This window comes from Acidobacteriota bacterium (assembly GCA_009861545.1).
In the GTDB taxonomy this organism is placed as follows: domain Bacteria; phylum Acidobacteriota; class Vicinamibacteria; order Vicinamibacterales; family UBA8438; genus WTFV01.
This window is the reverse complement of record VXME01000067.1, coordinates 185,601-197,840: the sequence shown is the minus strand read 5'-3', so window position 1 is coordinate 197,840 and position 12,240 is coordinate 185,601. Positions and strand designations below refer to the sequence as shown.

10 protein-coding genes and 1 pseudogene are annotated in these 12,240 nt (G+C 70.1%); 5 read left to right on the top strand and 6 right to left on the bottom strand.

Annotation, left to right across the window (positions count from 1 at the left end; genetic code table 11):
* Window positions 1-100 (bottom strand): annotated as a pseudogene (locus F4X11_11180) (DUF2497 domain-containing protein).
* 91 nt (window positions 101-191) lie between these two features.
* On the opposite strand from F4X11_11180, the gene F4X11_11175 reads away from it, so the two are divergent.
* Both F4X11_11175 and F4X11_11170 read left to right on the top strand, forming a co-directional pair.
* Complete coding sequence (locus tag F4X11_11175) at window positions 192-404, top strand: hypothetical protein (GenBank protein ID MYN65576.1); 213 nt, start codon at window positions 192-194, stop codon at window positions 402-404.
* Between the two features lie 66 nt (window positions 405-470).
* Complete coding sequence (locus F4X11_11170; protein ID MYN65575.1) at window positions 471-3,110, top strand: ABC transporter permease; 2,640 nt, start codon at window positions 471-473, stop codon at window positions 3,108-3,110.
* A gap of 27 nt (window positions 3,111-3,137) precedes the next feature.
* On the opposite strand, the gene F4X11_11165 is transcribed toward F4X11_11170, so the two are convergent.
* Genes F4X11_11165 through F4X11_11150 form a run of 4 tightly spaced genes read right to left on the bottom strand, consistent with a single transcriptional unit; the run spans window position 3,138 to window position 7,644 of the window.
* Entirely contained in the window at window positions 3,138-4,106 is a 969-nt protein-coding gene (locus F4X11_11165) for a hypothetical protein (GenBank protein ID MYN65574.1), read from the bottom strand.
* Window positions 4,107-4,149: 43 nt separating this feature from the next.
* On the bottom strand, window positions 4,150-5,328 hold the full coding sequence (locus tag F4X11_11160; protein MYN65573.1) for a homogentisate 1,2-dioxygenase: 1,179 nt from the start codon (window positions 5,326-5,328) through the stop codon (window positions 4,150-4,152).
* Window positions 5,325-6,437, bottom strand: coding sequence for a 4-hydroxyphenylpyruvate dioxygenase (gene hppD / locus F4X11_11155; GenBank protein ID MYN65572.1), 1,113 nt, complete (start codon window positions 6,435-6,437; stop codon window positions 5,325-5,327). Before hppD ends, F4X11_11160 begins: the two co-directional genes overlap by 4 nt.
* Window positions 6,430-7,644, bottom strand: a complete 1,215-nt coding sequence (locus F4X11_11150; GenBank protein MYN65571.1) for a PLP-dependent aminotransferase family protein — start codon at window positions 7,642-7,644, stop codon at window positions 6,430-6,432. Before F4X11_11150 ends, hppD begins: the two co-directional genes overlap by 8 nt.
* Window positions 7,645-7,758: 114 nt before the next feature.
* Here F4X11_11150 and F4X11_11145 point away from each other — a divergent pair, with 114 nt between their 5' ends.
* Both F4X11_11145 and fahA read left to right on the top strand, forming a co-directional pair.
* Window positions 7,759-8,334: an Lrp/AsnC family transcriptional regulator gene (locus F4X11_11145; protein MYN65570.1), complete on the top strand. Its 576-nt coding sequence runs from the start codon at window positions 7,759-7,761 to the stop codon at window positions 8,332-8,334.
* Window positions 8,335-8,360: 26 nt separating this feature from the next.
* Entirely contained in the window at window positions 8,361-9,686 is a 1,326-nt protein-coding gene (gene fahA / locus F4X11_11140) for a fumarylacetoacetase (GenBank protein ID MYN65569.1), read from the top strand.
* 81 nt (window positions 9,687-9,767) lie between these two features.
* On the opposite strand, the gene F4X11_11135 is transcribed toward fahA, so the two are convergent.
* Complete coding sequence (locus F4X11_11135) at window positions 9,768-10,829, bottom strand: hypothetical protein (protein MYN65568.1); 1,062 nt, start codon at window positions 10,827-10,829, stop codon at window positions 9,768-9,770.
* A 211-nt stretch (window positions 10,830-11,040) separates the two neighbouring features.
* On the opposite strand from F4X11_11135, the gene F4X11_11130 reads away from it, so the two are divergent.
* Window positions 11,041-12,111, top strand: a complete 1,071-nt coding sequence (locus tag F4X11_11130) for an alpha/beta hydrolase (protein ID MYN65567.1) — start codon at window positions 11,041-11,043, stop codon at window positions 12,109-12,111.
* The last annotated feature ends 129 nt before the right edge of the window (window positions 12,112-12,240 follow it).

The following is a 12,240-nucleotide window of genomic DNA, read 5'->3' as shown; positions in this document are numbered from 1 at the left end:
CCGGGCGGGGGGGGGGGGTGGGCGGCGGCGCGCGGCGGGCGGCCGGGGGGGGCGCGGGGGGCGCCGGGGGGGGGGGGGGGCGGGCGGGGGGGGTGGGGGGCCCGGCCGGCGCCGCACCGCCGGGGCCGATGCCGACGCCGCGGCGTTGATCGAGCGGGAACCGGGACAAGACGTCCGAAAGGAGACGCACGATGAGACGAATGCAGCCAATCGCGGTGCTGGTCCTGGAACTCGCAAGCGAGCAAGCCGTGACCGTGCACGTCGACGTGTCACGCCGGGCTCGCGTGACCAGCGATCTACCCGGGGCGACACGGCATTCGGCGCGCCGCTGGTCGATCAACGGTGGCGGGCCCGAATTGAAGATCGCGGCGGATCGGGGTCATGTCCGGCTCCGCTCGAACTGAGCAGCACTCAGGGCTCGACCCGTTGGAAGCCGTTACCCTTGCTTGCCGAGAGGACGGAGGAGAGTCATGCCTTTCGAGCGATGGTTCTACGCTTGGCGGGTCCGTTTGCGCATGTTCATCGACCGGGACCGCGTCGACCGCGATCTGGACGACGAGCTGCGGCACCACGTCGCCCTCGAGACCGAAGCGCGAACCGCGCAGGGGACCCCGCCGGACGAGGCGCGCCGGCAGGCGCTCGCGACCCTCGGCGGGCTCGAGTCCGCCCGGAACGGGGTGCACGAGGCGCGGTTCGGGGCGGCGCTCGAGCAGATCCTGCAGGACGTGAAGTACGCGTTGCGCAGTCTCTCGAAAGCGCGGGGATTCGCGCTGGTGGGCGTCGTGACCGTGGCCCTTGGCATCGGCGCGTCGACGGCGGTGTTCAGCGTGGTGGATGCCGTGCTGTTGAATCCGTTGCCGTTCCCGCGTGCCGAACGGATCGTGACGGTCTGGCAATTCGACGCCGCTGCAGCCGTGGAGCGCGAGGTCTCGCCCGGCAACTTCCTCGAGTGGCGTGACCGCAGTACCGCATTCGACGGCATCGCCGCGGTCGAACCGTCCGGGGTGGATCTCGTTTCCGAGGGCGAGCCGCAGAACCTTCGCATCTGGCGTGTCTCCGAAGGGTTCTTCGACATCCTCGGCGTGCCCGCGCAGCATGGGCGAACGTTCACCGCCGACGAGCATCAGCCCGGTGCGGACGGCGCCGTCGTCTTGAGCCAGAGGTTCTGGCAGCAGCGTTTCGGCGGCGACCCCGGCGTGGTGGGCCGGACGTTGACCCTCAGCGAAAGACCGTATGTGGTGGTCGGGGTCATGCCGCAGCAATTCGACTATCCGCCGGGACGCGACTTGTGGATGTCGCGTACGTTCACCGAGGACGATCGGCAGAACCGCGGCGGTCTGTTCCTGAACGTAACCGCTCGACTCGCGCCCGGGGTGTCGGTGGAGGTGGCCCGCGCCGAGATGGGGCGGGTGGCCGAGCAGCTCGGCCGCGAATACCCGGCCACCAATCAACGCTTCGGCGCCTCGATCATCCCCTTGCGCGATCGTGTGGTGGGCGATGCGCGGCCCTACCTTTTCCTGTTGTCCGGCGCCGTCGCGTTCGTGCTGTTGATTACGTGTGTGAATACCGCCAATCTGCTGTTGGCCCGGGGCACTGCCCGCACCCCGGAGTTCGCGGTGCGGGCGGCGCTTGGCGCGGGGCGCCGGCGGTTGTGCGCCCAACTGCTCGTCGAGAGCCTCGTCCTGGCCGTCCTGGGAGGCGCGTTGGGCGTGGTCGCGGCGCGTTGGGGTCTGCTGGCGCTCGTCTCGTTGGCCCCCGGCGATATCCCGGGACTCGAGGAGGCCGGGGTCGACCCGACGGTCCTGGCGTTTGCGGCGACGCTCTCCTGTATGACGGCGTTCCTGGTCGGGATTCTCCCCGCGCGACAGTTCTCCAGGGTCAACGGCGGCGCGGCGCTGGCGAGGGCGTCGCGAGAGGGGCGGGCGATCGTGAACGACCGCACGCGCAGGCTGCTCGTCATCGGCGAGGTGGCGCTCGCCCTGATGCTCTTGACCGGCGCCTCGCTGCTCGCCCGCGGCTTCGTCAATCTCCTGCGGGTGGACCCCGGTTTCTCTCAGGAACGTGTCGTGGCGTTGCCGGTGTTCGTGTGGAGGGCGTATCCGGAGGCGCCACGGCGCGCAGCGTTCTTCGAGGAGACGCTCCGCCGGGTGCGCGCGGCTCCGGGGGTCACGTCGGCCGCCGCCGCGACGGTCATTCCGTTCGGTGAGATCATGACCGACACGCGCACGCGTCTGACGATCGAGGGACGCCCGACCGAAGACGACGCGCGGCCTACGATCGGCTTGAACGTCGTGACGCCCAACTACTTTCGGACGCTGGGCATCGCGGTCGTCGAGGGCCGGGGATTCAGTCCGCTGGACCTGGCCGACACCGCGCCGGTCGCGGTCATCAACGAGACCATGGCTCGTCGGTTCTGGCCCGACGACCGCCCTCTCGCCGCTCGCATCAGACTGACGGACGGGCCCGACGTGGTCAGAGAGATCATCGGGATCGTTCGGGACACGAGAAACACCGCTTTGGACGACACGCCGGTGCCCACGGTGTTTCTGCCGCATCAGCAACACCCGACCGGTGCGATGACCTATGTCGTGAAGGCCGGCGGGGATCCGGGAGCCATCGTCAGCGCCGTCCAGGCCGCGGTGTGGACGGTCAACCCCGAATTGCCGTTTCGACCGGTCATAACGCTTCAAGGGCTCGTCGATTCGTCGATTGCCCCGCGCCGATTCGTGCTCGTCCTCATGAGCGTCTTCGGCGTGGTCGGCCTGTTTCTCGCGTCCATCGGGATGTTCGGGCTCATCAAGTATCTCGTCGAGCGGCGAACCCGGGAGCTCGGATTGAGAATGGCCCTCGGCGCGGCGCCGCAACGGCTGGTCCGGGACCTGATCGGCGAAGGCCTTCGACTCGCGGCGACCGGGGTGCTGATCGGCGTGGTGGGGGCACTGGGCTTGACGCGTCTGCTCTCCACCCTGCTGTTCGGTATCCCGCCGACCGATCCGGCCTCGTTCGTGGGCGCCATCGTGGTCGTGCTCATCGTCGCCGGTCTGGCGAGCTACCTGCCCGCGCGCAAGGTCGTGGCCGCAAGTCCGATGGTGGCGTTGCAGAGCCAGTAGGGTGCGGCCGCGCCGGCGGGATGCTCGTTATGCCCTTGTCGTTGTTGCGGTTCGGATTGCATGGCGGTGTTCGCCTGCAACGAAGCTGGCCTCTTCGACCCATGTGTTCTTCAGAACCCGCGGCGCCTTCGGCCGCGCCGCGTACAGGCCGTCCCAGAACGCCTTCACCGCATCCAGCATCGTGACGCCGGCCGCGATGAACGCCTCGTCCTCGAACGACGGCGAGTCGTAGCACGCCCGCAGCTCGTGCCAGACGTGGTCGCGGTGGTTCGCCTCGAGCTTGTCGTGCCACGTGAAGAAGGCGAGCGGCAGGGCGGGGACCTGCTCGGCCTTCACGCGCTCGAGTCCGGCGATCAGCTCCTTCCAGAAGCCGGCCGCGGCCCAGTTCTCGACGGCGAACGACGCTCCCATCGCCTCGTTGTAGTCGTCGCTGCCGTAGAGTCGGAACAGCTCGTCGCAGAAGAACAGCGTGCTCGGGTCGCCGTGGCGGCGCTTGCCCATGTCGCCGAAGCGCAGGCCGAGGGTGGCGCCGAAGCGCAGCAGCCACTCGAAGTGCGCCGCCTGAAAGCGGAACGTGCCGCCCTCGACGGTTCCCGTGGTCGATACCAGGGCCGGATCTCCCTCGCGGTCGGCGTCGACGGTCCGCGCGTCGGGGCACCTGCGTTCCCGGTCGACGTGGATGCGGTCGGCGTTGCCGGGTCGCACGTCGGGGCGAGCGCGCTCCGGGTCGACATAGATGACGCCGAGCTCGTTCATCAGGATCTCCTTGCTCTCGCGCGCCGCCTCGAGCGTGCCGGCGTTGATCGCGCGGTTGAGCGCGGCGAGCAGGAACTGGTTGGAGAACACCGAGAACTGGACGGTGAAGTGCCGGAGGTGGTCGAGAGGAACGTGACCTTCCGCGAACCAGGCGGTGTAGGCGTTGTCCACCACCACGGGGTGGTGCATGAGCTTGCGGTCGACCGTCTCCTTGAACGTCTCGAAGTCCTTGCCCGTCATGGTCGTCCTCCCTCGATGCCACGCGGCGTATCCCCGCGGGCTCCTAGATGCTGCGCAACGTCACCGGCGACCAGCTTCCGGCGTAGCTCTCGTCCTCGAGGGCCGTTGCCTCGGCCGTCAGGCGCAAGGGCCGGAACGTGTCGACCATCACGGCCAGCTCGTCGGTGCGTTGCTTGCCGATGGACGCTTCGTAGGCGCCGGGATGCGGGCCGTGGGGGATCCCGTTGGGGTGCACGGTGAGGGCGGCCGGCTCGATTCCCCGCCGGGACATGAAGTTGCCCTCGACGTAGTAGATGACCTCGTCCGAGTCGACGTTCGAATGGTTGTAGGGGGACGGGATCGCCAGCGGGTGGTAGTCGGCCAGCCGCGGGACGAAGGAGCAGACCACGAATCCCGGTCCCTCGAACGTCTGGTGCACGGGCGGCGGCTGGTGCACGCGGCCGGTGATCGGCTCGAAGTCGTCGACGTTGAACGCGTAGGGCCACAGGTGGCCGTCCCAACCGACGACGTCGAGCGGATGGTGGCCGTAGAAGTAGCGGGTCACCCGGCCGCGCGCCTTGACGCGGACCTCGAACGCGCCCCGCTCGTCGTGCGTCTCCAGCACGTCCGGCGGCCGGATGTCGCGTTCGCCGTAGGGCGCGCTCTCGACGAACTGGCCGTGACGGTTGCGGTAGCGGGCCGGCGGCTCCAGGTGCCCGCCGGCGGACTCCACGACGAGCATCCGCTGGTCGCTCCCGCTATCCGGGAGGATGCGCCAGAGGACGCCGGTGGGGATGACCAGGTAGTCGTGGGGGCGGTAGCGCAGCGATCCGAACTGGCTCTCCAGGACCCCCTCGCCGTAGTGAACGAAGATCAGCTCGTCGCCGTGCGCATAGCGGTACCAGTAGTCCATCGGCTCCACCGGCCGCACGACCGAGACGCGCAGGTCCGCGTTGGCCATCAGCGGCACCCGGCCCCCGACGGCGTCGCCGGACGGCCCGACGCCCGCCGTCCGTATCAGCCGGTGCCGCAGCGCGCCCTGTGGCTCGTAGCGCAGCTCGTCCCCGTCGGAGGAGAGGACGCCTTCGATCTCGGTCGGCGGCCGGACGTGATAGAGCAGCGACTGGATGCCGGCGAAGCCATGGATGCCCATGACCTCCTCGTGGTACAGGGAGCCGTCGGGTTGCCGGAACTGCGTGTGACGCTTGTGCGGCACCTCGCCCCGCCGGACGTAGTAGCTCATGACGCCGCTGCCTCCACGAGGTTGCCGCGGCGCGACTGCTCGCGCTCGATCGCTTCGAAGAGCGACTTGAAGTTTCCCTGGCCGAAGCCCTTGGACCCGCGGCGCTCGATCACCTCGAAGAACACCGTCGGCCGGTCCTGGACGGGTTCGGTGAAGATCTGCAGCAGGTAGCCGTCCTCGTCGCGGTCGGCCAGGATGCCGAGGCCGGCGAGCACGCCGGTATACGGGCCGATCGCCGGGACGCGCGCCGGCAGGTCGTCGTAGTACGCGGCGGGCACGGAGAGAAACGTCATGCCCCGCGCCCGCATGCGCGAGACGGTCTCCACGATGTCGTCGGTGGCGAAAGCGATGTGCTGCACGCCCGGTCCGCCGAAGTAGTCGAGGTACTCCGCCACCTGGGACTTGCGGCGGCCGGTCGCCGGCTCGTTGATCGGGAACTTGATGCGGCCGGTACCGTCCTGCATGACCTTCGACATCAGCGCCGAGTACTCGGTGGAGATCGCTTCGTCGTCGAAGTGCAGCAGCTCGGAGAACCCCATGGTTTCCGTGAAGAACTGCACCCAGCGGTCCATCTGGCCCCGCTCGACGTTGGCCACGACGTGGTCGATGGCGGTGAGTCCCGCGTCCGCGCCGGTCGGCTCGGGGCCCGTGCGCGGCTCGAACCCCGGGGCGAACACGCCGTCGTAGCCGTGCCGCTCCACGAAGCGGATCACGGTGTCGCCGTAGGCGTGGATCGCCGCGGACCGGAAAAGACCCTGCCCGTCGCGTTCCTCGGCCGGCTCGGCGGCGCCGACGGCGCCGTGCCGCTGCGCTTCCGCGAAAGCGTGCGCCGCGTCGGGTACCTCGAGGGCGACCACCGCCACGCCGTCGCCGTGCGCGTGGGCGAAGCGGGCTGCCGCGTTGCCGGGAGCGAGGCCGCTCGTGAGCACGAATCGAATCGTCTCGCACTCGAGGACGTACGACGTCGTCTCGCGGCACCCGGTCTCGAGGCCGCGGTAGGCCGTGACGTGCAAGCCGAAAGCGTGCTGGTAAAACGCGGCCGCCTGCCGCGCGTTGCCGACGTGGAACTCGATGTGGTCGATGCGCCGGATGGGGAAACGATTAGCCATGAGCCAGTCTCCGTTCGAGCAGTCGTCCGAGGCGCGCGACGGCGGTCCGGATCTCGTTCGGGGCGCAGCTTGCGAAGCTCAGCCGCAGGCGGTTCGTCGGCGCCGGTGCGTTCGCCGCGAACGCGGACCCCGGGATGACGGCCACACGGGCCTCGGCGAGCGCCTCCTCGCACAGGCGGTCCCCGTCGATTCGCCGGGGCAGCTCCACCCAGGCGAAGAACCCGCCCGGAGGATGGGTCCACCGGACGTTCCCGGGGAAGTGGTCGCCGAGCGCCGCGAGCAGCGCGTCCCGCCGGCGCCGGTAGCCGGCGCGGATGCGCTCGAGGTGGTCCGCGAATCCCTCCTGCAGCAGGCGGGCCACGGCGCGTTGGGTGAGCGCGGAGCACTCCAGGTCGGCGGCCTCCTTCAGCACGCCGGCCGCGGCGACGAGGCGCGTCGGCAGCACCAGCCAGCCCAGACGCAACGCCGGCGCGATGATCTTCGAGAAGGTCCCGACGTAGATCACCCACTCCGGGTCGAGCGCACGCAGGGCGGGCAGACGGTCCTGGTCGTAGTGCAGGAGCCCGTAGGAATCGTCCTCGACGATCGGGACGCCGAAGCGCCGCGCGAGCGCCGCGAGCCCCGAGCGCTGCTCGCGGCCGAGACGAACCCCGCAGGGATTGTGGGTGTCGGCGATCGCGTAGACGAACGCCGGCCGCGCCCCGCCGGCCAGCAGCGTCCGGGCGCGATCGACGTCCATGCCGGTGTCGAGGTCGGTGGGAACTGTCAGGATGGCAGGCCGGTGCGGCAGGACGGCCTGCCGCATGCCCGTGTACACGTGCTCTTCCATGAGCACCTGGCGGCCCGGCGCCAGCAGCAACTGCGCGACGAGGCTCAGCGCCTGCTGGGCCCCCGAGGTCAGCAGCACCTGCCGGGGCTCGCAACCGACGCCCCGCTCGCGCATCAGCTCGACGATGCGCTCCCGGAGCGGCTCGCTCGGTTGGCCGTACTGCAGGGCGCCGTCGTCGCCGGCCAGGACCTCCCCCAAAGCCGCGGCGTAGGCGCCGCGGGGGATCAGCTCGGGAGCGGGGAGGCCCCCGGCGAGCGACAGCAGCCCGGGTCGCGCCGGAAGCAGCGCCAGCTCCCGCAGGCGGGAGCGGGTGCATCCGGAACGGGCCGCCGCGGCATCCGCCGCGCGTTCCGGTCGTTCCAGCGTGGTCGTGGACATGTACTTTATGATAGTAACACTTCATGCCGTATGGGCACAGAGTATCTCTATTTTTAGTGATGTATAGTGCGTTTTATTAACCATACCGTGCATATTTGCTAAAATATGACTGAAATGGATGAATCGACGACCAGCGGCGCCGAATCGGCGAGGAAACAACGCGCGGCACGGACGCGCAGCGGCGAATGGCCGCCGCGGCTCGACGAGCTGGATCGCCGGCTGCTCGCGCTGCTGCAGCAGGACGGGCGGGCCACGAGCGTGGAGCTGGCCAGGCGGCTCGACCTGTCGCCGCCCGGTCTCCAGCGGCGGTTGCGCCGGTTGGAGGCGGCGGGCGTCATTCGCGGCTACACGACGCTCGTCAACCGCGAGGCGGTGGGCCTGGACCTGCTGTGCTTCGTCGAGGTCAAGCTTGCGCACCATCGCCCCGACTGCGTGGCGCGCTTTCGCGACGAGGTGCAGGCGATTCCCGAGGTCCTCGAATGTCACTACCTGACCGGGGAGTCCGACTACCTCATCAAGATCGTGGTGCCCAACCACAAGGCGCTCGAGACCGTGCTCTTCGAGGGCCTGATGCGCATCGACGGCGTCGACCGCATTCACACGAGCATCGTGGTCAACGAGGTGAAGCTGTCGACCGTCCTGCCGCTCGGGGCGTCCCGCTCGCGGTCGCGCGGCGGGGGCGAACGGTGAACGGCGGCGCACCGGCGGCACATCCGATCGACGAGACGCACGACCCCGCGCTGCGCAGTTGGGTACCCGGCGCCGACGACCCCGCCGGCGACTTCCCCATCCAGAACCTTCCGTTGGGCGTCTTCCATCGCCGCGGGCGTCCCGGGACGCCGCGTATCGGCGTCGCCATCGGCGATCGGGTGCTGGACCTGCGGCGCTGCCGCGAGCTTCGCCTGCTCGACGGCGCGCCGGACATCGCGGCCGTCGCCGGCGAGGCGATCTCGCTCAACCCCCTGCTCGCCCTGGGGCCCGAGGCGCTGCGGAGCCTGCGGCGCGCGGTGAGCGGCATCCTGCGCGCCGACGGATCCCGCGCGGAGCCGGGCGCCCTCGTCCCGTTGTCCGAGGCCGAGCTGCTGCTGCCGGTCGACGTCGGCGACTACACGGACTTCTACGCCTCGATCGTCCATGCGAGGAACGTCGGCCGGCTGTTTCGTCCCGACGATCCGCTGCCGCGCAACTACCGGCATCTGCCGCTGGCCTATCACGGCCGCAGCTCGTCGCTGGTGGTCGGCGGCACGCCGGTGAGGCGCCCGTGCGGCCAAGTCCTTCAGGGAGGCGGAAGCCCGTCGTTCGAGCCGACGCGGCGGCTGGACTACGAGGTGGAGCTGGGAGCCTACGTGGGCGTCGGCAATGAGTCGGGCCGTCCGATCCCGATCGACGATGCCGAGGGCCACCTGGCCGGGCTCAGCCTGGTGAATGACTGGTCGGCCCGGGACCTGCAGGCCTGGGAAGCGCAGCCGCTGGGGCCCTTCCTGTCGAAGAGCTTCGCGACCAGCGTCGCGCCCTGGGTGGTGACGCTGGACGCCCTGGCCCCGTACCGTTGCCGGGCCGCCCGTCCGTCCGCCGATCCGCCGCCGCCGCCCCATCTGGCGTCGGCCGGGAACGACGCCCGCGGCGGCATCGACGTGACGGTGGAGGCCTGGTTGCGCAGCGCCGAGATGCGCCGCCGGGATCTGGAGCCGGTGCGGGTGAGCCGCGCCGCGTTTCGGGACATGTACTGGACCCTTGCGCAGATGCTCGCCCACCACGCGAGCAACGGGTGCCGGCTGCGCACCGGCGACCTGCTCGCCAGCGGCACCATCTCGGGTCCGGGGGACGGCGCGGCGGGTTGCCTGCTGGAACGGGCCGCGACCGCTTCGGGGCCGCTGACGCTGCCGACCGGCGAGCGGCGCGACTTCCTGGCCGACGGCGACGAGGTCACCCTGCGCGCGTACTGCACTCGCGACGGCTTCGCCCGCGTCGGGTTCGGCACCTGCTCGGCCAGGGCGGTGCAGGCTGCGGCCGGCACCGGCGAGTGCGCCTACCGGCGGTGAGGCTCTGGGCGGCGCCTCGATTCGCACCGCCCGGAGCGGCGCTGCCGCGGGGCCCCCGGGCCGGGAGCCCCGCCGATCCGGTCAGCGCGCCGCTTCGGCCGCCTGCCGCTCGAGGTTGCGGTAGACCTCCTGGATGTGCCGGATGTCGTGGTTGCCCTCGTGGCAGGCGTACTCGAACATCGGACCCTCGGTGGTCGTCAGCGGGACCTCGGCGCTCCACGGCTGATCCCAGGTGGCCGGGTCCTCAACCGTGAACGTGAAGTGGATCCGGTCGTCCGCCACGCGGGTGAAGCGTTCCTCCACCTTCAGGCCGCTGCTCGATCCCTGCCACGCGTTCTTGTCGTTGAAGTGGCTGCTCTCGATGATCAGGGTGTCGCCCTCCCAGCGCGCGCGCGAGTCGCCCGGCCACTGGCGGATCTTCTCCGACATGGGCGGCCGTCCGTCGATCGGGATGATCCGCGGCCCGTTGGTGCTCTGCTCGGTGAAGATCACGATGTGCGTCGGCGTCTGGAAGATCTGGTGGATGTCGTTGTACGAGGGCGGCTGCATCGGCGGCGCGTTGTAGCGGTAGTTCAGGCAGCGCTCGCCGTGCGGTCGCAGCTCGTAGCCGTCGAAGGCCCCCCGGTCGCCGCGCGCCGCACGCCGCGCTTCGGCCCGCGCCTCGGCTTGTGCGTTGCGCGGGGGGATCCGGCCGTTCGGCGGATCGATGATCAGCGAGGTGCGCCGGGTCGACAACCCCTTCGGCACCGGGGTGGCGAGCCAGATGGCATTGTCGTAGTGCACGTAGCTCTCGTCGCGGTGCGTCTGGTCGAGCGCCCGCGCACGCTCCTCCGGGTCCTCGATCTCGATGGCGAAGCGCGCCAGCGGGTCGGCTCCGTCGACCGTCAGTTGCGACTGCAGCAGCGCGAACTCCTCCTCGGTGTAGAACGCCTGGTCGCCCAGGTACTCGGGGCGTTCCATCGGCGTGAAGGTCTGGGTGGTCCAGTACCCCTGCAGGTCGGGCTGGCCGTCCGCCAGGCGGGGCATCTCCCAGACCGGATCCGCGGCCGGGGCGCTCCCCGACTGGCTCTGGGCGAACGCCGGCCCGTAGGCCAGCAGAGCGACCGCGAGCACCGTGGCGAACACTCGAAGACAGTTGTTCATCTCAAAACCCCTCCTGGGAGGTTGACGTCGTATTGTCCCGAAGCGCCCATGATGGCGCAGGCCGCCTCCGTTCGCAAGCCCCTTGGACTTCGTCGTCCCGACGCCGGACGGGACCCGGTGCCGGGAGTCGGCGCCGAGAACCGGTGCGGACTCCCGGGCAGGCCGGGTTGGGCGGCGATCGGAGCCACGGTGCGACGGTTTTCGGGCTAGCATGGCAACCATGCAGCGACAGGGAGGATCAATGACGATAGAACGCCCCGTTTCACGCGCGCGTGTCGCGCTGTTGCTCGTCGCCGTGCTGGCCCTCGTCCCGGGCGCGGTCTCTGCGCAGTCTCATCATCCGCCGCCCGAGCCGCCCGCCGAGTGGGGGCCGATCTCGATCAACCTGGAAGGCTTCGAGTATCCGCATCCGGTCGAGTTCATGAACTTCCGGGTCTTCGGCCAGGATGTGCGGATCGCCTACATGGACGTCGCGCCCGCGGGTCCGGCGAACGGCCGCGCCGTCGTCTTCCACCACGGGGGCAGCTACTACGGCTGGTACTGGAAGAGCCAGATCGAGGCGCTCACCGAGGCGGGCTACCGGGTCGTCGTCAAGGACCGGCTCGGCTGGGGCAAGTCGTCCAAGCCGATCCTGCCGTACAGCATGAGCCTGCACGCCTCGAACACGGCCCGCCTCATGGAGCACCTTGGCATCGAGCAGGCGGCCATCGTCGGGCACTCGATCGGCGGGCAGATGGCGACGCGCTTCGCCTTCCTCTACCCGGAGAAGACGACGCACCTGGTCACCATCAACCAGGTCGGCCTGACCGACAGGCGCCCCGGCCGCGGATTCAATCCGTTCGACGGCGGAATCGACGCCGATCCGGATCTGCAGGCCGCCTACGAGGCGGACGTGCGGACCGACACGCGGCGCTACGTGGAGTGGAAACCGGCGTTCCTGGACCACCTCCGGATCCGGCACGGCCAGCGGCTCAGCGGCGACTGGCCGCGGCTCGCCTACGTGCGCCGTCTCGGCGGCAACCTGCGCTCCATGGATACGGTCGTCGACGACTGGCCGCATATCGAGGCGAAGACTCTCATCCTCGGCGGCGAGATCGACGGGCCGGAGTTCCCCGACAACGCGCGGCGGGCCGCCGGGATCCTCCCCAACGGGGAGGTGTTTCTCATCCCGAACGTCGGCCACAACCCCCACGAGGAGGTCCCGGACATCGTCAACGCCGAGCTGATCCGCTTTTTCGCCACCGCGGCGATCGAGGCGGGAGGGGAGGGACGCCAGCAGTAGCCCGACAATCGTCCCCTGCGGCTCCGTTTGCCGCCCAAACGGGGCTTGACCCCCCTGGGGGGCTGCGCCGTTCCCGCGGCGCAGACTCACGGGGCGGAGCAGACGCTCGACCGGCGGCCGGCGGCGAAC